The 21,769-nt window shown below is 30.7% G+C and carries 22 protein-coding genes; 10 read left to right on the top strand and 12 right to left on the bottom strand.

Annotated elements, in window-relative coordinates:
- The first annotated feature begins 3 nt into the window (after positions 1-3).
- Together AC2I98_RS01810 and AC2I98_RS01805 are read left to right on the top strand one after the other, a co-directional pair.
- A complete protein-coding gene (locus AC2I98_RS01810; RefSeq protein WP_486412924.1) occupies positions 4-747 on the top strand; it encodes a rhamnogalacturonan acetylesterase in 744 nt (247 codons plus the stop codon).
- A gap of 1 nt (position 748) precedes the next feature.
- Positions 749-1,090, top strand: coding sequence for a cupin domain-containing protein (locus AC2I98_RS01805; protein WP_486412923.1), 342 nt, complete (start codon positions 749-751; stop codon positions 1,088-1,090).
- Position 1,091: 1 nt separating this feature from the next.
- Here the strand turns inward: AC2I98_RS01805 and AC2I98_RS01800 are convergent, their stop codons facing one another.
- From AC2I98_RS01800 to AC2I98_RS01790, 3 genes are all read right to left on the bottom strand, one after another.
- Positions 1,092-3,713, bottom strand: a complete 2,622-nt coding sequence (locus AC2I98_RS01800; protein WP_486412922.1) for a helix-turn-helix and ligand-binding sensor domain-containing protein — start codon at positions 3,711-3,713, stop codon at positions 1,092-1,094.
- Positions 3,714-3,870: 157 nt separating this feature from the next.
- Positions 3,871-4,584, bottom strand: a complete 714-nt coding sequence (gene lipB, locus AC2I98_RS01795) for a lipoyl(octanoyl) transferase LipB (protein WP_486412921.1) — start codon at positions 4,582-4,584, stop codon at positions 3,871-3,873.
- Between the two features lie 42 nt (positions 4,585-4,626).
- Positions 4,627-5,391 carry a hypothetical protein gene (locus tag AC2I98_RS01790; protein ID WP_486412920.1) on the bottom strand — a complete coding sequence of 255 codons (765 nt, stop codon included), beginning with the start codon at positions 5,389-5,391 and terminating at the stop codon, positions 4,627-4,629.
- A gap of 148 nt (positions 5,392-5,539) precedes the next feature.
- Here AC2I98_RS01790 and AC2I98_RS01785 point away from each other — a divergent pair, with 148 nt between their 5' ends.
- The 3 genes from AC2I98_RS01785 (at position 5,540) to AC2I98_RS01775 (ending at position 9,582) form a co-directional block, all read left to right on the top strand.
- The gene (locus tag AC2I98_RS01785; RefSeq protein WP_486412919.1) at positions 5,540-7,708 is read left to right on the top strand and encodes a S46 family peptidase; all 2,169 of its coding nucleotides are present in this window, start codon (positions 5,540-5,542) and stop codon (positions 7,706-7,708) included.
- A gap of 146 nt (positions 7,709-7,854) precedes the next feature.
- Positions 7,855-8,991, top strand: coding sequence for an AI-2E family transporter (locus tag AC2I98_RS01780; protein ID WP_486412918.1), 1,137 nt, complete (start codon positions 7,855-7,857; stop codon positions 8,989-8,991).
- A gap of 45 nt (positions 8,992-9,036) precedes the next feature.
- A complete protein-coding gene (locus AC2I98_RS01775; protein WP_486412917.1) occupies positions 9,037-9,582 on the top strand; it encodes a hypothetical protein in 546 nt (181 codons plus the stop codon).
- A 53-nt stretch (positions 9,583-9,635) separates the two neighbouring features.
- Here AC2I98_RS01775 and AC2I98_RS01770 read toward each other — a convergent pair whose 3' ends face one another.
- The 4 genes from AC2I98_RS01770 to AC2I98_RS01755 form a co-directional block, all read right to left on the bottom strand.
- Entirely contained in the window at positions 9,636-10,211 is a 576-nt protein-coding gene (locus tag AC2I98_RS01770) for a phosphatase PAP2 family protein (protein WP_486412916.1), read from the bottom strand.
- A complete protein-coding gene (locus AC2I98_RS01765) occupies positions 10,211-10,774 on the bottom strand; it encodes a twin-arginine translocase TatA/TatE family subunit (protein ID WP_486412915.1) in 564 nt (187 codons plus the stop codon). The genes AC2I98_RS01770 and AC2I98_RS01765 overlap by 1 nt, the downstream gene beginning before the upstream one ends.
- A 92-nt stretch (positions 10,775-10,866) precedes the next feature.
- On the bottom strand, positions 10,867-13,782 hold the full coding sequence (gene secD / locus AC2I98_RS01760; protein WP_486412914.1) for a protein translocase subunit SecD: 2,916 nt from the start codon (positions 13,780-13,782) through the stop codon (positions 10,867-10,869).
- A 121-nt stretch (positions 13,783-13,903) separates the two neighbouring features.
- Entirely contained in the window at positions 13,904-14,752 is an 849-nt protein-coding gene (locus tag AC2I98_RS01755; protein WP_486412913.1) for a DUF6929 family protein, read from the bottom strand.
- 123 nt (positions 14,753-14,875) lie between these two features.
- Here AC2I98_RS01755 and AC2I98_RS01750 point away from each other — a divergent pair, with 123 nt between their 5' ends.
- The 5 genes from AC2I98_RS01750 (at position 14,876) to mnmE (ending at position 19,858) form a co-directional block, all read left to right on the top strand.
- Positions 14,876-16,093 carry an MDR family MFS transporter gene (locus AC2I98_RS01750; RefSeq protein WP_486412912.1) on the top strand — a complete coding sequence of 406 codons (1,218 nt, stop codon included), beginning with the start codon at positions 14,876-14,878 and terminating at the stop codon, positions 16,091-16,093.
- A gap of 37 nt (positions 16,094-16,130) precedes the next feature.
- A complete protein-coding gene (locus tag AC2I98_RS01745) occupies positions 16,131-16,697 on the top strand; it encodes a cob(I)yrinic acid a,c-diamide adenosyltransferase (protein WP_486412911.1) in 567 nt (188 codons plus the stop codon).
- A complete protein-coding gene (locus AC2I98_RS01740) occupies positions 16,690-17,322 on the top strand; it encodes a thiamine diphosphokinase (protein WP_486412910.1) in 633 nt (210 codons plus the stop codon). Before AC2I98_RS01745 ends, AC2I98_RS01740 begins: the two co-directional genes overlap by 8 nt.
- A gap of 66 nt (positions 17,323-17,388) precedes the next feature.
- Positions 17,389-18,123 carry an SIMPL domain-containing protein gene (locus AC2I98_RS01735; RefSeq protein WP_486412909.1) on the top strand — a complete coding sequence of 245 codons (735 nt, stop codon included), beginning with the start codon at positions 17,389-17,391 and terminating at the stop codon, positions 18,121-18,123.
- 337 nt (positions 18,124-18,460) lie between these two features.
- Positions 18,461-19,858 (top strand): tRNA uridine-5-carboxymethylaminomethyl(34) synthesis GTPase MnmE, encoded by a 1,398-nt coding sequence (mnmE, locus tag AC2I98_RS01730; protein WP_225539209.1) that lies wholly within the window; start codon positions 18,461-18,463, stop codon positions 19,856-19,858.
- Between the two features lie 73 nt (positions 19,859-19,931).
- On the opposite strand, the gene AC2I98_RS01725 is transcribed toward mnmE, so the two are convergent.
- The 5 genes from AC2I98_RS01725 to AC2I98_RS01705 form a co-directional block, all read right to left on the bottom strand.
- Positions 19,932-20,111, bottom strand: a complete 180-nt coding sequence (locus tag AC2I98_RS01725) for a hypothetical protein (RefSeq protein ID WP_225539210.1) — start codon at positions 20,109-20,111, stop codon at positions 19,932-19,934.
- 100 nt (positions 20,112-20,211) lie between these two features.
- Positions 20,212-20,397, bottom strand: a complete 186-nt coding sequence (locus AC2I98_RS01720) for a hypothetical protein (protein WP_286496783.1) — start codon at positions 20,395-20,397, stop codon at positions 20,212-20,214.
- Positions 20,387-20,614: a hypothetical protein gene (locus tag AC2I98_RS01715; RefSeq protein ID WP_486412908.1), complete on the bottom strand. Its 228-nt coding sequence runs from the start codon at positions 20,612-20,614 to the stop codon at positions 20,387-20,389. The genes AC2I98_RS01720 and AC2I98_RS01715 overlap by 11 nt, the downstream gene beginning before the upstream one ends.
- On the bottom strand, positions 20,601-21,017 hold the full coding sequence (locus AC2I98_RS01710; RefSeq protein WP_286483511.1) for a DUF5675 family protein: 417 nt from the start codon (positions 21,015-21,017) through the stop codon (positions 20,601-20,603). Before AC2I98_RS01710 ends, AC2I98_RS01715 begins: the two co-directional genes overlap by 14 nt.
- Positions 21,014-21,769, bottom strand: coding sequence for a hypothetical protein (locus tag AC2I98_RS01705; protein ID WP_225542524.1), 756 nt, complete (start codon positions 21,767-21,769; stop codon positions 21,014-21,016). Before AC2I98_RS01705 ends, AC2I98_RS01710 begins: the two co-directional genes overlap by 4 nt.

Below are 21,769 nucleotides of genomic sequence, written 5' to 3'. Positions count from 1 at the left end.
CACATGAAAAAAACATATTTATCATTTATTTTCAGCTTAATCTTTAGCCTATTATTTGCGCAAAAACCAACTCTTTTTTTAGTTGGAGATTCGACGATGGCAAATAAAGAAAATCCGACAAAAAATCCTGAACATGGTTGGGGACAACTTTTACCAAATTTAGTTAATTCGAATCTTGAAATTCAGAATCATGCGACAAATGGAAGAAGTTCAAAAAGTTTTAGAACTGAAGGAAGATGGGATAAAGTGATTAAACAAGTAAAAAAAGGTGATTTTGTGATTATTCAATTTGGACATAATGATCAAAAAATAGAGGATTCTGTTCGATATACAAATCCTACAACTCAATACAGAGCAAATTTAGAACGATATGTAAACGAGGCTAGAGCAAAAGGTGCAATTCCGATTTTAATGACTTCTATTGTTCGTAGAAATTTTAATGAAAAAGGTGTTTTAGTCGATACGCATGGTTTGTATCCATTAATTGTGAGAAATGTTGCAAAAGACTTGCAAGTTCCTTTTGTTGATATGCAATATTTAACAGAAAAATTGGAACTAAAATATGGTCCAGAAAATTCTAAAAAATTGCATTTACACTTTTCACCAAATGAAGTTGAATATTATCCGAAAGGTAAAAATGATGATACGCATCTTTCTAAACTTGGTGCAGAAGAAGTTTCTAAACTTGCTTGGAAAGAGTTGATTAAATTAAACATTGGTTTCGAAAAATTTGTAAAAACGAACTAAAATGAATTACAAAAAAGATTTATTTTTTGATGGAAATACCAATTGGGAAGATTTAGGAAATGGTGTTAAACGTCAATTTGTCGGTTATAATTCTCAAATTATGATGGTTATTGTAAAATTTGAAAAAGATGCTATTGGTGTTTTACATCAGCATTTTCATTCGCAAATAACTTATGTTGCAGAAGGTGTTTTTCGTGTAACAATTGATCAAAATACAAAAATACTTCATAAAGGAGATGGATTTTTTGCACAACCAAATGTAGAACATGGTGTAATATGTTTGGAAGAAGGTGTTTTGATTGATAGTTTCAGCCCTTATCGCGAAGATTTTTTAATTATTTAAGCTAAAAATTAATCATAAACTTATTCAAGTTAATATCCGAAGGAATTTGCATTTTTTTACGCAATCTATAACGTTGCAACTCAACCGAGCGGTAATTTAAATGCATCAAAGGTGCAATTTCTTTCGTAGATAAATTCATTCTAAGAAAAACACAAAGCTTAATATCTTTTGCAGATAAATTAGGAAATTGAATGGTTATTTTTTTGATGAAATCTTGATGAATTTCCTGAATATTTAATTCAAAATTTTGCCATTCGTTTCTGTTATAACTATATTCAGAAAATGTTTTTTCAAATTTTTTCTTCAATTTTTTATTTTCTTCATTAACATCTAATTGCGAAAACAATTGATTAACTTCTGTTATCATTGCACGCTGATTAGCTAATTTCAAAGCTTGCCCTGCCAGTTCCGTAGATTTAGATTGTAACGAAGATTCTAACAATTGCTTTTCCTTGTTATGACTAAGCTCTTTTAACTCTTGTTGATGTTTCATTTCCATCAAATTCAATTCATACTCAAATTGTTTTTGCTTGATTCTAAAACTCTGTTTCAACTTCATACGATTGTATTTGTAAATTGCCAAAATAAATCCAACAATCGATAAAATATAAAACAATACCATCAAATTCGATAAATACCAAATTTTCTTGATACGAAAATCAAAATGATTTAACTCAACAAAATTCCCATCTTTTAACGCATAAATTGACAATTGATACGAACCACTTTCTAATTGTTTATAATTGATAATTGGTTGATTAAGTGGTAAAATTTTAGAATCATTTAATTGATAAAACAATTGATAATTTGCAAAATCATCATTCAAAATCGAAACATAAAAATCAATATAATTATTCGAATATTCAATATTTGGTTGATCATCAAGAACAGTTTGATTGATTTTTGCCTTTATTTTAACTTTTGGCAACTCACGACGAATTGATTTCAAATCATATTTCACTAAACCATTTTCAAGATTGATGTATAGAAATTGATCATTCATTTTGGCAGTCAAATTATCATCAACTAATTTACCATCGTACAATTTTTTTGGAATCAAATAATGGATCAATTTATTTTGTTCTATTTTAGAATAATACAAAATATTGTCTGCTTCTACCAAATATCTATTTTCTGACAAATAACGAATTCTATTGATATTCTTTAACTTAGAATCTAAAACTTCTTCTGAAAATAAATTTTTATTGACATCATATCGCATTAACTTTTGATCATCAATCAACACAAAAATCTTTTTATCTCCTACAATAATTTGTGGATTTACTAATTTTTTATGCTGATAAAATATCTCTTTTGCTGTTTGTTTTTGAATATCAAAAACATATAAACCTCCATTTTTCCCTGTTCCAAGAATTTTGTTTTCTACGATAATAAAATCAATAATTGGAATTGTAAGATTAGAAACTTTTGTTGATACATTATCAGCTCCAAGTAGATACTCGTTAATACCTGTAAAAGAAGACTGATAAAGCTTATTTCCTTGCTTTACCAATTTAAAACCTCCATTTGTAGAAGAAATTTGGTTCAAACGTCCATTATAAATATATGTTCCCCAACTATCTGATACATATATCGTATTATCTATATTCGAAACATTCCAAATCAACCCTTTTTCTATAACAGAATTTGTGTGATTAGTCGTTTTAGAGTAAGTATAAAATCCATGATTGGTTCCCAACAAAATATTATCTTGATAAAAATCAAACGAAAAAACATTTCCCAAATGCCCGTTGTAATCATATAAAAGTTGTGTTTGATTTTTTAATTCAATTTTCGAGATTCCTTTATCCGTTCCAAGCCAAGCGTTTCCTTTTGAATCTATTTTTATATTTTGAATGGTATTACTTATTAAACCAGAATTTTGATTATAATTTTTGTATGTATTTTTGATTAAATCATAAACATAAATTCCATTATTTGACGTTCCAATAATCAATTGATGATCTAATCGAATCATTTTTAAGACCAAATAATTCTTTAGCATTTTATTGAATTCAACATTAAATTCTCGTAATCCTGACGCTTTATTGTACATAAAAATCCCTTCTGTCAATGTACCAACCAAATAATCGTCTCTATAATTTTCTATTCCATGAATAACAATTGATTTGCCTTTTTTAATTTCAAAAAACGGTTCGAAATGACCATTCTTAAACTCAAAAATACCTTTAGAAATTGTTGCCACTAACATTTTTCCATTAACTAAATAAACGTATGAAGAAAGTGCAGGTAATTTATATCGTTTAACAGATTTACCATCAAACTGAAAAAGATAATTAAACGATTGAAAATAGATAGAATGATTGTGATAAAATATTTTCCAGATTTCTTCTTGCTCTAATCCCTCAAAACTTTTGAATTGATCTGAAATAGAAATATATGTTTTTTTTCCTTCTATTGTTTTCCAATAACCAAAATTATTAAAAGCACCAGAGTACACCACATTATTAATAGAAACAACAGAACGAATAATTGTTAAACTATTGGGCGAATATTTTTCCCAAAAATTACCATCATACTCTAATATATTTCGGTTGTTCGCAAAATAAATTTTTCCTTGTTTTTGATTTTCTGTGATATCCCAAATAGGCGATTCTCCCAAATATTCGCTCTTTGAATAATTCGTGATTATCGGCGCAAACGATTGAGATTTGGAATATATAGAGACAAGTAAAAATAGAATGTATAAGCTTCTCATTATGCAATAAAAAAGACCGTTAAAAACGGTCCTTAAAAATAAATGATATTTTTGAATTATCTTATTTAATTTCGACATCAAAAACTTCGGAAAAATGTTTCTTTGTAAACGCTTTTACTTCAGCCATATCCACTTGATATCCTAACTCTCTTTCTAATGATGCGACCGCCTTATCTTGAATTCCACAAGGAACAATATATTCAAAATAACGCAAATCTGTATTCACATTTAACGCAAAACCATGCATCGTTACCCAACGAGAAGCCTTAACACCCATTGCACAAATCTTACGAGCAAAAGGACGACCAACATCTAACCAAACACCAGTTTCACCTTGCGAACGAACACCTTTCAGGCCATATTCACCAATTGTTTTGATGATTACTTCCTCTAAATTTCGCATATACAAATGAATATCTGGTTTGAAATTATCTAAATCCATAATTGGATATCCAACCAACTGCTGTGGACCATGATACGTAATATCGCCACCACGATTTGTTTTAACAAATGTTGCCTGAATTTCATTTAGCTTATCACTCGAAGCTAACATATTCTCTAAATGACCACTTTTTCCAAGTGTATAAACATGCGGATGTTCTACAAAAAGTAAATGATTTTTTGTATTTCTAAAATTAGTATTTCCCTCCTTTTCTTGTGCTCTATTATATTGTTTTACGGCTATATTTTCTGCTAAAAGACTTTCTTGATAATCCCAAATTTCTTGGTAATCTCTGTTCATTCCTAAATCTTGGAACTCGACAATTTGTTTCATTTCACAATGTGTTTCGAATGTCAAATTTACGAAACTAAGCACTTAATAAGTAATTTTAGCTGATTTATTCTTACCAGAAATAATATCGTTAAATGTAAAATTTAATTTGATCGTTTTTTGATCCAAAGAAAAGTTAGCTTCTTCATTTGTACTACTTACTATTTTATTTGGTGCATGAATGATCAATTGATAATTAAACATCTTATTGAACATCATATTATCCTCCATTCTCCTATCAAATTTACTTGTTAGACTTTTAATTAATTTTTCATATTCATTTTTATTGAATACAATTTCAACACTATTCGTGTTTATATTTTTCTGATTATTTAAATAATTCGTGTTAAACGGATTATCAATCGCGATAAATAAATTAAACAAAAAATCATTCAATTCTTTACTTTCCTTATTTATCGAAGTTGGTTTCGAGATTAATACTGATGAATAAGTTAACTCATTAAAATCTACAAACACTTTGTGGTGTTTAAACTTCTCGAATGCTAACTTATTTTCCTCAAAATAATTGATTGCATTACTTCTTTTATCTTTCAAAAAATCTTCGTTATCTGTCATTATTTTGAATAGAGTTTCTATTGTTAAACCTTTTTTCAACTCTTCGACAACTTCTTTTTTTTCGTCCAAAAGAGTATTATAACCTGACTCATCCTGAATAAATGATTTTAGGTCGTTGCCATTTAAAGAATAACTATAATCAATTTTTCCATCCTCTTTTATGACATATTCTTCTTTTATTGTACATGATTGCAATCCTAAAACCATTAAACCAACTACTAATATTCTTTTCATTTAGCTAAATTTTGATTGTAAAAATAATCGAAATTATTTTTTATAATCTCACTAAAAACAATGGTTTTGAGTAATTCTATAACGATTGAATAAAAATCTTTATCTTTGGAATTCTAAGAAATCGATTGAAAAAAATAATCAAATAAAAATGAAGAAATTATTCGTTAAAGGATCTATTTTAATGGCTTTGTTTGCAAGTTTCAATGCTTTTGCACAACAAGGTGGTGGAATGTGGATTCCGACAGAATTGAATGAAAAGGAAATGAAAGACATGGGATTGAAAATCTCATCAAAAGACATTTTTAGTACAGGAGATAAAAGTATCAATAATGCAGTTGCTCACTTTGGTGGCGGTTGTACTTCTGAAGTTATTTCTCCAAATGGTTTATTATTAACTAATCATCACTGTGGTTATGGAGAAATCCAAGCGCATTCATCTTTAGAAAATGATTATTTAACAGATGGTTTTTGGGCTAAGGAGTTGAAAGACGAATTACCAAACGATGGTTTAACAGCTACTTTTATTGTTGATATAAAAGATGTTACTACTACAATTCTAACAGGTGTTACTGATAACATGACAGAAGAAGAACGTAACAAAATCATCAAAAAAAACATCGAAGATTTTAATTCGAAAAGTAAAACAGAATCTTATCAATCTGTGTTTATCAAACCTTTTTACAAAGGAAATAAATATTACCAATTTACAACAGAAACGTACAAAGATGTTCGTTTAGTTGGAGCTCCTCCTTCTGCTATTGGAAAATACGGAAACGATACAGATAACTGGGTTTGGCCACGTCATACAGGAGATTTTTCTATATTTAGAATTTATGCTGACAAAAACAACAAACCTGCAGATTATTCGCCAGAGAATGTTCCTTACAAACCAAAACATTACTTACCGATTAATATTTCGGGAATCAGTGAAAACGATTTCACATTTGTTTATGGTTTCCCAGGAACAACGGACGAATATTTACCTGCTTCTTCTATCGAGCAAATTAAAGACATTATCAATCCTGCGCGTATCAATGTACGTACAATTGCGTTGTCACATATCGATAAAAAAATGCGCGAAGACAATGCTACTCGTATCGCTTATGCATCTAAACAAGCACGTATTTCGAATGCGCACAAAAAATGGATTGGTGAAGTTTTAGGACTTAATCGCTCTAAAGCTGTTGAAAAACGTCAACAACACGAGCAAGATTTCATGAATCGTATTGCGAAAAATCCAAAATTAAAAACGCAATATGCTTCTATTATTTCTGAATTAAATGATGTAAACAAAGTAAATCAAGATTACAATTTAGCATATACAATGTATTCTGAAACGTTCTTCTCTAACTCAGAAACGTTTAGAATGGCTTTGACATTAAATAATATTTTGAATGCTGTGGGGCAAAAAAATTACGCTGAAACAAAAGCAAAAGCTTTGAATACAGTTGCGTCTATGCACAAAGATTATAATCCAGAATTAGACAAAACTATTTCATCTGATTTAGCGGATAACTATTTCAAAGTTGTTCCACAAAATTTATTACCAAATACAACTGCAGCAACTATCAAAACGGCTTTAGGAAATTCGGTGATTAATGGAACGAAAAAAATTAACGGACAATCTGTTTTAGGAAATATCAAAGCGTTAGCTGAAAACGATGCTGAATTTATCAAAGCATTAAAAGAAGATGCTTTAATTGCTCAAATTCGTTTAGTTTTAGATGCAAATCAAACAAAAGTAACGCCTACTTATTTAGCAAATCAAGATAAAATCAACAAGTTGATGCGTACGTATATGAAAGCGCAAATGGATGTATTTACAGATAAAAAAATCTTCCCAGATGCGAATTCTACATTACGTGTAACCTACGGAAAAGTTGATGGTTACCAACCACGCGATGCGGTTTATTATGAGCCTGTAACGCACATGGAAGGTGTTATGGAAAAATATATTCCAGGAGATTATGAGTATGATTTACCAAAACAAATGGTAAATTTATATGATAAAAAGGATTATGGTAAATATGCTGATAAGCAAGGGAAATTACCTGTAAACTTTATCGCAACAAACCATACAACTGGTGGTAACTCTGGTTCTCCAGCTTTAAACGCAAAAGGAGAATTAATCGGATTGAATTTTGACCGTGTTTGGGAAGGAACGATGTCTGATCTTAATTACGATCCAGAGATTTGTCGTAATATTATGGTTGATGCTCGTTACATTTTGTGGGTAGTTGACAAATATGCGAATGCGCAACGTTTGATTAATGAAATGACAATTGTTGACGAAAGCAACAAAACAAAGAAAAAATAATTTTCTTGATTATATTTTTGAAAACCACGTTTTTATAACGTGGTTTTTTTATTAAAATAAACGTAATAATCAAATAAAATCTTAAGAAATAAAACTATATTTATAAAACTTAATTCAATAATTGTCAAAATAAAACACTTAAAGTTATGGAAGTCATTAGAAAATGGCCTTTTTATTTAAAATTAACCTGCACATTATTGTCAATCATTTGTTTATCATTTATTTCAATAATAGGTAAAGGAATTTTAGTTCCATTAATATTAGGCTTCTTAATTTCGATCTTATTAGCACCAGTATGCTCGTTTTTCGAACGATATTTACGTATTCCACGCGCTATATCAAGTATTATCACTACGTTATTATTTGCAGCTTTTATCTTAGGTATTTTTTATTTAATTGCTATTCAAATGGCAGAAATAGCAAATGAATGGCCAACTTTTCAAAAACAAATCATAGAAGCTTTTATTGATTTACAAAAGTGGATTCATCATACATTTGGTATTAATTCGCACGCGCAAATGGAATATTTGACAAAGAATGTTAAAACTACAATCGAGACAAGTACAGTTGTCATAGAAAAAGTTATTTCTATTGTTTCCTCAATGGCTGTTACAGTTTTGTTCACTTTTTTATACATTGTTTTCTTACTAATTTACCGTCGTCATTTGGTAAAATTTCTTTATTATGCTTTTAATTCGAACACACATGATCAGGTTTATAATGTAATCACTTCAATACAAAGAATGGTAAAACAATATTTGATTGGTTTATTTTTACAAATGCTCGTTGTTTCTATTTTAGCCTTTATTGCTTTTTCTATTCTTGGGCTTAAATATAAATTTGTATTGGCTATTTTAACGGGTGTTCTTAACGTTGTTCCGTATGTAGGAATCATTATTTCACTGATTGTAACACTTATTATCACTTTTGCAACAATGTCCACTTCAAAACTATTCTTCGTCTTAATTGCCTTTATTGCAATTCATGCGATTGATGGAAATGTTGTGATGCCTAAAATTGTTGGTTCTAAGGTTAAAATCAACTCGTTGATTGTAATTATAGGATTAGTCATAGGAGAAATGACCTGGGGAATTATGGGTATGTTACTTTCTATTCCAATACTTGCTTTGATGAAAATTGTTTTTGATAATGTAACCGAATTAAAACCTTGGGGATATCTTTTAGGAGATGAAGATTCGACAGAGATTGACGATGATTTGAATTCTTTTTTGGCAAAAAAGAAAGCTAAAAAAAATAAGAAAAAATCAAAGAAATTGGACTAGAATATTAATTAACTGCATTTCTGTTTTACATAATTATAACAAGTTATGAAGTATAATTTATTGTTGATTTTTAGTTTATTGATTTTCAGTATTTCTTGTAATGAGAAAAATGAAGAGGTTACTGAAAAATATAATCTATTAAAAGTTGAGTTTTCTCCAACTTTTCATCAAAACGGTGAAATACTAATTGATTTCAAAAACCAAACAATTTCGTTTTATAATAATTCATTAATTATTATTCAAGAACCCTTTTTAGAAGTTGGAGAAAAAAATAAAAGTGAAAACCCTTTTCCTAAATTAATTCCTTTCACTTCTAAAATTACTAAAGATGAAAAAAATAGAATAATTTCTATATTAAATAAATTTTCAGAAAAACAAATAAACCGAAAAGCTAATATTGGAATTGACGGAATGAATTCTGAAATTAATATTTTCTACCATAACTTAGATTTAATTACAATTTCAGATATATATACACCTTCTAAAAATGAAACACAATTATTTAATGAAATTCTAACTCTTGTTCTTGAAAAAACAAAAGAAGAAAACAATAAAATTATTATTCGAAATATAAATAGCTATATTCATTAAAAAAGTCTATAACAAATTGTTATAGACTTTTTTAATATATATTCTATTTAATTTTAACTCTTTATCAAATATTTTTTCTCTAAGTAATAATAAACTTTTAGGAATAGTATAGAGAAAAATACACCTATTAATGTTCCGAAAAAAACATCTCCCGTGAAATGTACACCAACGTATACTCTACTGTAAGCAACCATTAATGCCCATACAATTAAGACATAAAGTAACCATTTGTAATAACGTCTTAATACAATTCCCATAAAAATTGCAATCGCCATATGATTAGAAGCATGTGCGGATGTAAAACCATATTTACCTCTACCCTCACAATCTATTGGGCGAAATAAACCTTGAATAGATTCTGTGTAACAAGGGCGAAAACGATGAAAATGATTTTTTAGTATATTGGTAAATTGATCTGCACACGTAATCATTAACGCTACACAAACCCCTGCCAATAAAGTTTTTTTCCAACCTAGCTTAATGTACAACAAAATTAGAAAAATTGCATAAAGCGGAATCCATGTTTTTTTATTGGTTACCAACAACCAAAACCAATCCCAACTTTCTATCCCTAAATTATTGAAATACAAAAATATTTGTACATCCCAATCAAAAAAATCTTGTATCATTATCTACTTACTGATCCTCCTAAACCTAACGCTTCATCAACAGATTTTGGCTCTTCCACTATCGTTGGTTCTTCTACAATTGGTTCTACAGTTTCTAGAACATTATCATTTATTATTGGTTCTGTTGTTTCAGGAATATCTAAATCTTGAGCTAAATCTAAAGGTTTCATCGTAGGTGCATCTGTATCTTTTAAAGCAGCTTCTACAGTGTTATCTTGATGAATAGCAGAATGAATTTCATCTACCGGATTACGAACCTCATCAAATGATTTCTGAAAATCTTCCATAGGATTAATCTTTTGGAAAGAATCTTTCACTTCATTCATTGGGTTCAAATCTTTAATCGAATTCTGAATCTCTTTCGTTGGATCTATCTCCTGAACTGGATTCATAATTTCTTGTTTGATATCTTCAGAAGCTTCCTTCAACTTACGTACAGCAGTTCCCAAACCACGAGCAATTTCTGGAATTTTATCTGGTCCAAAAATTACAACGGCAACCACCATAATAATCACGACTTCCTGGAAGTCTAAAAACGCTGGGTATATTACTAAACTATTCACAAAACAAATGTATAAAATCTAAATCGAGTAAAAGAAAAAAAGCCATCAAATTTCTTTGATGGCTTTCTTAAAATTTATTTAAAATTTGAATCTTATTTATTCATTTGACCTTTCTTAGTAAAGTCATACAATAAAGGAGATGCAACGAAAATAGATGAGAATGTACCAATTACGATACCGATCAATTTCGCAAACATAAATCCTTTGATTGATTCTCCACCAAATGCAAAGATGATCAATACAATTAAGAAGGTTGACAAAGACGTATTAATTGTACGCGATAATGTTTCTGATGTAGAAATATTAATAATATCGTACAAGTTATGGTTTTTCTCAACTGTTAAGTTCTCACGAATACGATCCAAGATAATAATCGAGTCATTCATCGAATAACCAATTACAGTCAAAATCGCTGCAATAAAAGCTTGGTCAATCTCCATGTTGAAAGGCATAATTCCTTTTAATAAAGAGAAAACTCCTAATACGATAATCACGTCATGCGCTAATGCGATGATAGTTGATAATGAGAATTGCCAACGTTTAAACATGATGATTAAGTAGAAGAAAATTGCTACCAATGCTAAAGAAACGGCTATATAAGAAGCTCTTGTAGTATCATCAGCAATTGTAGGACCTACTTTTGCAGAAGACATTAAACCAATCGTTGCATTGTCTTCAGAAAAATCTTTCTCAGACATTTTTGTTGGCAAATAAGATTTAAGACCTGTATATAATTTGTCTTTAATTTCGTCATCTACATTTGTTCCATCTTCATCAGCTTTGTAAGCTGTTGTAATTTTCACTTGATTTTGACCTCCGTAAGTTTTTACTTGAGGAATCATTTTTTCTCCATCTAGAACAAATACATCTCCTAAATCATCGGCAATTTGCTGAGGATCTACATGTTTATCAAAACGAACTGTGTATGTACGTCCACCTTGGAACTCGATACCCATATCGAATCCTTTTGTGAAGATAGAAATCAATGCAACAACAGTTAAAACAATCGAAATAGCATAAGATACTTTTCTTGTTTTTAATAAGTCAACTTTGATATTCTGTAACCAATGCGCTGTAAAACTTGTGTAGAAAGGAACAGTTTTTCCTTTTGCTAAACGTCCTTCTACGAAATAACGAGTAATAAAAATCGCTGTAAATGTAGAAGTAAAAATACCAATCATAAACGTTGTTGCGAAACCTACAACAGGTCCTTTACCAAAGAAGAATAAAATTAATGCTGTGATAAATGATGTTGAGTTCGCATCGATAATTGCAGAGAAAGCACCTTTCCAAGAGTAAGCAAAATCTACTGCTTGACGCAATGATTTTCCTTTTCTTAATTCTTCTTTTACACGTTCGTAAATTAAGATATTGGCGTCCATACCTGTTACCAACGTCAATATAATCCCGGCGATACCTGGTAAAGATAATGTCGCTTTTAATGAAACTAAGAATCCTAATAAGAATAATAAGTTAATGATTAAAGCAACGTTCGCATAGATACCTGCACGACTGTAGTAGAATAACATCCAGATTAATACCAATGCAAATGCACAACCAAAAGCGATTAATGAACTATTAATAGCTTCTTGTCCTAATGATGGACCAACAACTTCGGCAGAAACAATTTTAGATGAAGCTGGTAAAGATCCTGCTTGTAATATATTACCTAAATCTTTCGCTTCTTCTAATGTAAAGTTTCCAGAAATTTGAGAGTTACCTCCTGTAATTTGGTTTTTGATGTTTGGTGCAGAATAAACCATGTTATCTAACACAATTGCAACACCTTGACCATTACGATCTACTGCAGATGGTTTTAATTCATCTGTAATACGTGCCCATTCTTGTGCTCCAGCAGGATTCATTTGCATAGAAACTACTGGTTCATTTGTAATAGAACCTGCATTACGCTCTGCAGAAGCAGAAACTACTTTATCACCTTCGATTAATGGTTCTTGCGTTCCATTTTTACCTTTTAAAACATAAAATTCTAATAATTTAGGAGCAGATTTATCATTTGCTTGTCTTCCTAAATCCATTGGCTTATTCGCCCAAGAATATTTGTATCCTCTAATATTTGCTGGTAATCCAGGTACAAAACCTTTGTCTTGTAACACGCGGTTTACAACAGCTGTATCTTTAACATCTACTACAAAACTTGCGTTAGAACCTGCTGGTTGCATAACTTCTGCTAAAGTTTTGATTGGTTGCCCTTTCTCGTTTTTTACATTGTATTTTTCTGTGTTAACACTAGAGAAATATTGTAAAACTGTAGGATCTTGGCGAACAACTTGCCAAAATTCTAATTTTGCTGTAGATTGTAATAATTTTTTTACACGATCTGTGTCAGAAACACCTGGTAATTCGACCAAGATACGTCCATCACCTTTATCACCTAAACGTTGAATTACTGGCTCAACAACACCAAATTGATTAATACGAGAGCTAATTACATCATAAGCTGTTGCAACTTTAGCTTCGATATCTTTACGAATAACATCTTTTACCTGATCGTCAGTCGCATTATATGCAATTTTATCTGCATTGTTTTTGTTTCCAAACAAATCTGCAGCTGCATATTTTGTTCCTCCTTTTATTTTATCAAATTCTTGAAAAAATAATTCTACATAAGGTACGTTACCGTTTGTTTTTTGAGCTTTATCTGTTGCGTCCAAGGCTGTTGCCAACATTGGATTTTGAGTTTTCGCAGATAAATTCTCGATTAAATCTCTTTCAGAAACTTGTAAAATTACGTTGATACCACCTTTCAAATCTAATCCTAAATTGATTTCATTGTTTTTGGCATACGCATAATCGTACTTAATAATTCCTAAATCAAGAGGATGCTGAGCCAAGCTATCTAAAATTCTTGGTTCGTCTTCTGGCTTACTCGCTAAACGAGCCGCCTCATGCTCCACTTTAGTTGTGTACCAAGTATAACTTAGTTGTCTGATACACAAGAGACTTAAAATAATTGCAAATGCTGCAATGAGCCATCTTCCTCGCATAATGTTTAATTGATAAATAAATTTTGACGGACAAATATAATAGTCTTGAAAATACTTTCACAATTTTTTAAGAATAAATCGAAAATCGATGTCCGTATTTCGAAATTCTTTATTCTTAAAATCAGATTTCCTTTTGGTATTTGTAAATATAAATTGAAGCTTGTTTAGAGTCATCATCATTATCTTCACACAAATATAAAGTATAATTTTTTCGAGATTCTCTATACAACGCTAAACCTTCGATTTTCTTGTGGTCAGATATTTTTTGCCAACGCATAACCTCCATTGTATTCAAATCTAACTCTCCGATAATAGATCCTTTTATTTCTCCATTAAACTGAGTTGTACTTTTAGATTCTACCGTTGCTGTAAATAATACTTTTCCATCTACTAAAATAGCATCCGAAAAAGTTGTTGTTTCATTATTTAATTTTGGTAAAACAATAGGAAAAAACTCGATTTGTTTATTTTTCAAATCATTAATTTTCCCTCCTACTCTATAAATTCCGTTCACAGCTGCAGGTCCATTTCCTCTATTAAAAAAATAAGTACAATGACCATCAGTGATGATACCTTCGATGTTAAAATCTTTTTTAGATAAGTTAGAAACACTTAGAAATTCATCAAATAGATGATTGTAGTTATTATTTTCTACTTTTTTAGTTTTGATATTATATGAGATCAAATCAAAACGATTTTCCTTTGAGCCTGAACCTAAAATATAAAGATGGTCATCATATTTCGTAATAGCCTCGAAATCTGGTTTATCTTTTTTGTTGATATTTTTTGATTTTACTTCAGGATTTAAATCTATTTTTTCAACCTCTTTATTTTTTTTATTGTAGACATACAAGTGTGCATCGTCATCAGAGATAGTGTAAACATTGTATTTATCTACAACCAGTCCAGATGCAGCTCCCAAGCCATTTATGACAATTAAAACCTTAAGAATGAAGTTATAAAACAGCATAATGATATGATTTGTTTTTTAGTGGTTTCAAAAGTAATCAAAGAATATCAGAAACCTTGATAAATAAACGATTTTTTGCAAAAAAAGAACTTAACTTTGTAACGTTTAAAGAAAAAGAAGGAAATGAAAAAAATTCTAAAAATATACATTGACGCATATAGCGGACTTTCCCAAGAATCTTGGATGTTAGCAATCGTTATGTTATTGAATCGTATGGGTTCGATGGTTTTACCATTTTTAGGAATTTATATGATTTCCGAATTAGGATTTACATTAGAAAATTCAGGAATTGTTTTAAGCTGTTTTGGAGTTGGTTCTGTTATCGGTTCTTGGCTTGGAGGTTGGATTACCGACAAAATTGGAAACTTTAAAGTGCAAGCCATCAGTTTATTTTTGAGTGCTCCAATGTTTTTGGTTTTACCTTATTTCAATACTGTAGGCTCTTTTGCTGCAATTATGTTAATCTTAAGTATTGTGAGCGAAATGTTTCGACCTGCAAACTCTGTAGCAATCACACGTTATGCTAAAAAAGAAAACATAACACGTGCATTTTCTTTAAACAGAATGGCGGTTAACTTAGGTTTTTCAATTGGACCATCAATGGGTGGATTTTTATCCAATTATTCGTACGATTTATTATTCTATTGTAATGCTGGTGCTGCTTTGATTGCAGGAATTGTATTTGTGGCTTTTTTTAAAGGTCGAAAAGAACGAAATGCTGCTAATACAGAAGTAACTGAAAAAATTGTCGAAGAAAAAGAACGAAATGCTTATACAGATACACCTTTTTTAATCTTCAATCTTTTCTGTGTCTTATTTTCTATTGCATTTTTCCAAATCTTAAATACACTTCCTCTTTTCTACAAAGATGTCGTGCATTTAACACAAACAGAAATTGGATTGTTAATGGGATTCAGTGGAATTTTGATTGTTGTTTTCGAAATGTTATTGATTCATTACACTGAAAAACGATTCTCCGTTACACAACTTTTAGTATTTGGATCATTTATCACTGCTATTAGTTATTTCATTTTTACATTTAGTCATACATTGGGAATGTTATATTTAGCAATTGGATTAATGTCCATCGGAGAAATGCTTGTATTGCCATTAATGTCAACCGTAACAGCCTTTCGTTCGCAAAAAAACAACAGAGGTGCTTATATGGGACTAAACGGAATGTCTGTTGCAATCGCGTTTATTGTTTCGCCATTTTTAGGAACTCACATTGCTACCGATTATGGATTTAATACACTTTGGATAATCACCACAGTTATTTTAGTTATCGTAGCTATCGGATATCACTTTTTTACTAAGCCTCTTTTACCAAAAAATGTTTAAGAATTTCTTATCTTCGGTAAATATTAGTTGAAATCAAATGAAAGTATATACAAAAACAGGAGACAAAGGAACAACAGGTTTATATGGAGGAACTCGTGTCTCTAAAAATAGTTTAAAGATTGATTCTTATGGAACAGTTGATGAATTAAATTCTTATTTAGGATTAATTCGTTCGTATGAAATTGATCCTGCATTAGAAGAAGAAATTATTATCATTCAAAAAGATTTATTCAACCTTGGAGCTGAATTGGCAACTCCAATTGATAAATTGTATTTAGCAAATGGTAAACCTCGTATTCCGAAAACAGTTTCTGAAGAAGATATTGTACAATTAGAAGATTGGATTGATGATTTGGAAGGACAATTGGAACAATTGACACATTTTATTCTTCCTGGAGGAGATCAAGCAGCTTCTCATGCACATGTTGCGCGTTGCATTTGTCGTCGTGCAGAGCGCTTAACTGTTGGTTTAGCTGAAGTAGAAGAAATCCGTCCAGAATTACAAAAATACTTGAATCGACTTTCTGATTATTTATTTGTTTTAGGTCGCAAAATTGCAACAGACAATAATCACGAAGAAATTAAATGGATTCCAGGTGAATAACAAAGCACTCTTATTTTTAAATGGTGAAGTGCCAACAATTCTACCTGATACAGCGAATTATGACATGATTTTTTGTACAGATGGAGCATTTCGTTATTTACAAAAAATAAACATAACTCCCGATGTTATTTCGGGCGATTTTGATTCGTTCGAATTAAATCAATTCCCAAAAGAAATAGAAATTATTTCTACTCCTGATCAAAATGATACAGATTTTGCAAAAGCATTGCAACTAATTTTGGATAAGGGTTTCAAAAATGTTGATGTTTTTGGAGCAAGCGGTCGTCAACAAGATCATTTTTTAGGAAATCTAAACGCAGCTTTCCGTTTCAAAGACAAAATAAATATTTTATTTTTTGACAATTATAGTCAATACTTTTTTGCCGAAAAAGAAACTAAATTAGAAGGCTATTTTGGAAAAACAATCTCACTTCTCCCCTTTCCTGAATGCAAAAACATTATCACAAAAGGCTTGGAGTATCCACTGAATAAAGAAGATTTGAACTTACTTTCTCGCGTCGGAACACGAAATAAAGCAACCGATGATATCATTACAATTGAATATTCTGAAGGAAATTTAGTGATCTTTATTATTGACCAAGATTTTCCTATATTATTGGCTTAAAGCTCACTATTTTTAGTGAATCATTATTTTTTCATTTTTCGTATATTTACTGAAAACCAATTTACTATGAATAAATTTTCAGTTATTGTTGCTTCTGTTTTAGCTGTCGGACTGATTGCTGCAGCTTGTATTTTAGGAAACGCTTACAAATATAAATTCCGTAGCAACGAATCGATTAATGTGACAGGAAATGCCTTGAAGGATTTTAATGCTGATTTAGTTAAATGGCGTGCAACATTTAGTCGCAAAGATTTTGATTTGAGAGTGGCTTCTGATCAATTAAAAGAAGATCAAACAGTCGTAAAAAACTTTCTTATTTCACAAGGAATAAAGCCAAATGAGATTGTTTTTGAAGCCGTTAACATTTCTAAAGATTTTCAATACGGAACAGATGCAAACGGAAATTCAATTAATCAATTTACAGGTTATAATCTTTCGCAAGATGCGACGATAGAATCAAAAGAATTGGATAAAATTGAAAAAGCATCACGAGAAATTTCAACACTAATAAGCCAAGGAATTGAATTGAGTTCTTCTAATCCGAATTATTATTATTCGAAATTAGAAGATTTAAAACTTGAATTGATTGCGCAAGCATCTGAAAATGCTAAACAACGTGCAGAGAATATTGCCACAAAATCTGGTTCGAGCTTAGGAAAATTAAAACAAGCTGATTTGGGAATCTTTCAGATTACAGGTAAAAATGATAATGAGGAATACTCAGCTGGTGGTTCGCTTAATACTACATCTCGTCAAAAAACTGCTCAGATCACAGTGAGAGCGAGCTACAATTCGAAATAAAAAAAATCAGCAGTAATAGTTATTACTGCTGATTTTATAAGATATTTTCACTAAATCATTTATTGATTAAGTAATAATTGTAAATATTAGTTCCAAAAATTCAATTATTTCTAATTGAATTTTCATAAGGTAAGGGCATTCAAATTTAATCATTTGAAAGAAATATCATAAGAAAATATTAACATAAATAAATGTTAACACCATTAAAAACACTCTAATATATTGTTTTTTTATAACGTTAACACTTATTTAAAATGATTGAAAAATCATATTTTAACTTTTCATTAAGATTTGTCAAATAATTTCATCTCTCCCAATAAAATTGTAAATTTGCAATATGCTAAACAACGATACAATTTGTGCATTGGCAACAGCCAATGGAATGGGCGCTATAGCGGTTATTCGTATTTCTGGACCAGAAGCAATTTCTAAAGTTGCTCAGATTTATCAATCAAAATTTAATGCTACTAAATCTTTGAATGAAGCTTCTTCTCATACTATACATTTGGGTTATGTGATGGACGGCGATACCATTGTTGATGAAGCGCTATTTTCTATTTTCAAAAATCCGCATTCTTATACAGGTGAAGATGTTGTCGAAATTTCGACACATGGCTCAATTTATATCCAACAAAAAGTATTAGAACTATTAAATAAAATTGGCATTCGTAATGCCAATCCAGGAGAATATACATTCCGCGCTTTTTGGAATGGCAAAATGGATTTAACACAAGCAGAAGCTGTGGCCGATTTGATTGCTTCGGACTCGAAAGCATCACACGAAATTGCCATCAAACAAATGCGTGGTGGTTTCTCGAATCAAATCAAAGATTTGAGAGAACAGATGATCAACTTTGCTGCTTTGATGGAATTGGAGTTGGATTTTTCTGAAGAAGACGTCGAATTTGCAGATCGATCGCAATTTTATAATTTATTAAACCAATTACAATCGATTCTTAAACGTTTAGCTGATTCTTTTGCATTTGGAAATGTGATTAAAAATGGAGTTCCTGTTGCTATTGTCGGAGCACCCAATGCAGGTAAATCTACTTTGTTGAATGCTTTATTAAACGAAGAACGTGCCATTGTTTCGGACATTGAAGGAACAACACGAGATACAATCGAGGAAACTATTTATATTGACGGTGTTGGATTTCGTTTCATTGATACCGCAGGGATTCGTGAAGCTGGTGACAGTATCGAACGTATTGGAATAGAAAAAACATTTGAAAAAATTGACCATGCAACAATTATCATTTATTTGTATGATGCGAATATTACAGCAGATAACCAAATTGCCAATCAATTAGATGATTTGCAACGACGTGGTAAAATTTTGTTTAATGTAGCGAATAAAATAGATGTAAACAATAACGAATCATCCATTTCTGATGCTATCAAACAGGAGTTTAAAGATGTTGTACATTTAGAAATTTCGGCAAAAGACCACTACAATATCGAGGCTTTAAAAGAAAATTTGATCCATCAAATCAAATTAAAAGGAAGCAATCAAGATGACACGATTGTAACCAATTCGCGTCACTTAGAAGCACTGCAAAATACACTTTCACAAATCGGAAAAATAAAACAAGGTATGGACATGGGACTTCCTGGCGATTTATTAGCCATGGACATTCGTGAAGCATTAACTTATTTAGGTCATATTACAGGAGAAATAGATGTTGACCAAGATATTCTTGGGACGATATTTGGCAAGTTTTGCATTGGCAAATAATACTTATTAGAAATTATATAATATAGAAAAAGGTTTTCAATTTTTAATTGAGAACCTTTTTCATTTTTTGGTTTTACGATTTCATCTTAAAAGCAATCAAAAATTCGTCAAATGTAAGGAAGTCACTTTTTTCTTTTCCGATTAACTGCTTGGCTCTATTGAGTAAGCGTAGACTTTGCCTATACCCCTTTCCCGTAATAATTGATACATCTTTTGGATAAATCACCATTCTTTGTAATTCGTTATTTTTCATTTCTGTAATAATTAGTATTACCTCAATGAAACTTAAATGAATGTTGTTAAAATTTACATTAATAAATTAAGATTACCAAATCTTATTTCTAATCATACACTTAATCTTCGTCGAAGGGGTTGTTTTTCTTATGCAATAAATATGATGTTCCATAACTGCAAATTGCACCAACTATTCCCATACAAATCGTATAAACAAGTTGTTCCCATTGAATGGTCGCTACCAAACTTGTCACAGTTCCTCCTATTGTCCCAACAATTAGCGATGTATTACTATTATTCATCATCATTACTATAGTTTTTGTCGTTTACTGTTAATTGACTCACTGCTGATAAAACACCACCAGCAACTGTTAGGTAACCACCTATTGTTATAATTGTTGTTGGTAATGCAATAGGTGCAGCTATTAATACACCTCCAATTGCAGCTAAGGTTAATCCAACATTTCGTAGTCGTTGGAACAATTTAGGTGTAGGTGCTGTAAAACGATTAAGAATTGTCATATTCTTTATTTTTAATCTTTACATTTACTTTTTGATTACGATCAAGTTTATCATTTACTAAAGCTTTAAGTTTTGTAAATGCTTTTCTTGATAACTCTCCTCTCCCTTCACCTGTTAATTTTGTTACAGGAGCAATACATCCCTTCAATTCTGTTTTTGCATTATTGGCAGGATGAATTAAGATCAATGAACGATTGGGTACATTTGCAATCAGAAAATGTTGACCAAATTTTGGTGAGCTTCTCTTTTGGATTGCATAATATCCTTCTGGAATACATGAATTGCGTGGTTCGTTCTCTTTCCATGGTAACTCGATAGTATAACAAATAAACTTATCGTTGAGGAATAAGCTACCATTTGTACCATTTGGATAATACGTTCGTTTTACTACAATTGTCGTCATGGTAAATTGATTTCGATTAAATGTGCCGCATTAAAACTTCCATTTTTCAATGGATACAAAACGGTATTCACCTCTTGATAGAATTCGATTCCAATTGCTAAAGCGATTGTATGCTCTGAATTTGGAGAAAGATTGTTTAACAATTCTACATCGTTCACCTCTACTTCATCGTATGGGTAATAGTTTGTATACGATGTTTTTGTAATGTATTCGTTTTTCTCAAAATCAATTTCTGTAGAAGCTGCTACAAAACGATAATTGGTTGCTCCTTGTGGTGCTATTATCACATCTAAGGGTTTGTATGCTTCTAATGTAAATTTTGTTTCACCAGAAATACGCTCTATTTCTACTTGTACCGGAATTAAGACTGTTTTTAACCATGATGCCCCTGCATTAAAATCAAATCCTTTCATCAATAATTGATTTCCTTTGTGTACATTTCTTTGTCCACGAGCATTTGTAGTATCTTCTTTTAGGATACCATGCATTACTTTTGTGAGACGACTGGATAATCTGCTGTCTTTTGCATTTTTTATGATCGCATTGAATGCGTTTCGTAATGTTTTTCCAGCAGTACCTGCATTCTTAAATTCTTGCATATTTTCTCTGGTACGCTGAAAACGCGGATCACTCATTATGGTATTACGGTCTATAGAACTTTTTTCTCTCACCATATAACCATCTTTTGATTTGTAGAAGTTTAAATCTCCGATTGAACCTCTAAGTTTTAAAAAGCCTTTTTGCTTTGCCAT

Source organism: Empedobacter sp. EJD.6dd (genome assembly GCF_057369435.1).
Note: the sequence above shows the minus strand (reverse complement) of the source record. Positions and strands in the feature narration are given on the sequence as shown.

Bases quoted from the DNA above. Each gene is read 5' to 3' on its own strand.
- AC2I98_RS01735 (WP_486412909.1), top strand. From the start codon at position 17,389: ATGAATAAATTTTCAGTTATTGTTGCTTCTGTTTTAGCTGTCGGACTG.
- AC2I98_RS01755 (WP_486412913.1), bottom strand. From the start codon at position 14,752: ATGCTGTTTTATAACTTCATTCTTAAGGTTTTAATTGTCATAAATGGC.
- AC2I98_RS01785 (WP_486412919.1), top strand. From the start codon at position 5,540: ATGAAGAAATTATTCGTTAAAGGATCTATTTTAATGGCTTTGTTTGCA.
- mnmE (WP_225539209.1), top strand. From the start codon at position 18,461: ATGCTAAACAACGATACAATTTGTGCATTGGCAACAGCCAATGGAATG.
- AC2I98_RS01770 (WP_486412916.1), bottom strand. From the start codon at position 10,211: ATGATACAAGATTTTTTTGATTGGGATGTACAAATATTTTTGTATTTC.
- AC2I98_RS01780 (WP_486412918.1), top strand. From the start codon at position 7,855: ATGGAAGTCATTAGAAAATGGCCTTTTTATTTAAAATTAACCTGCACA.
- AC2I98_RS01715 (WP_486412908.1), bottom strand. From the start codon at position 20,614: ATGACAATTCTTAATCGTTTTACAGCACCTACACCTAAATTGTTCCAA.
- secD (WP_486412914.1), bottom strand. From the start codon at position 13,782: ATGCGAGGAAGATGGCTCATTGCAGCATTTGCAATTATTTTAAGTCTC.
- AC2I98_RS01790 (WP_486412920.1), bottom strand. From the start codon at position 5,391: ATGAAAAGAATATTAGTAGTTGGTTTAATGGTTTTAGGATTGCAATCA.
- AC2I98_RS01775 (WP_486412917.1), top strand. From the start codon at position 9,037: ATGAAGTATAATTTATTGTTGATTTTTAGTTTATTGATTTTCAGTATT.
- AC2I98_RS01705 (WP_225542524.1), bottom strand. From the start codon at position 21,769: ATGGCAAAGCAAAAAGGCTTTTTAAAACTTAGAGGTTCAATCGGAGAT.
- AC2I98_RS01720 (WP_286496783.1), bottom strand. From the start codon at position 20,397: ATGATGAATAATAGTAATACATCGCTAATTGTTGGGACAATAGGAGGA.
- AC2I98_RS01725 (WP_225539210.1), bottom strand. From the start codon at position 20,111: ATGAAAAATAACGAATTACAAAGAATGGTGATTTATCCAAAAGATGTA.
- AC2I98_RS01745 (WP_486412911.1), top strand. From the start codon at position 16,131: ATGAAAGTATATACAAAAACAGGAGACAAAGGAACAACAGGTTTATAT.
- AC2I98_RS01805 (WP_486412923.1), top strand. From the start codon at position 749: ATGAATTACAAAAAAGATTTATTTTTTGATGGAAATACCAATTGGGAA.
- AC2I98_RS01710 (WP_286483511.1), bottom strand. From the start codon at position 21,017: ATGACGACAATTGTAGTAAAACGAACGTATTATCCAAATGGTACAAAT.
- AC2I98_RS01810 (WP_486412924.1), top strand. From the start codon at position 4: ATGAAAAAAACATATTTATCATTTATTTTCAGCTTAATCTTTAGCCTA.
- AC2I98_RS01750 (WP_486412912.1), top strand. From the start codon at position 14,876: ATGAAAAAAATTCTAAAAATATACATTGACGCATATAGCGGACTTTCC.
- lipB (WP_486412921.1), bottom strand. From the start codon at position 4,584: ATGAAACAAATTGTCGAGTTCCAAGATTTAGGAATGAACAGAGATTAC.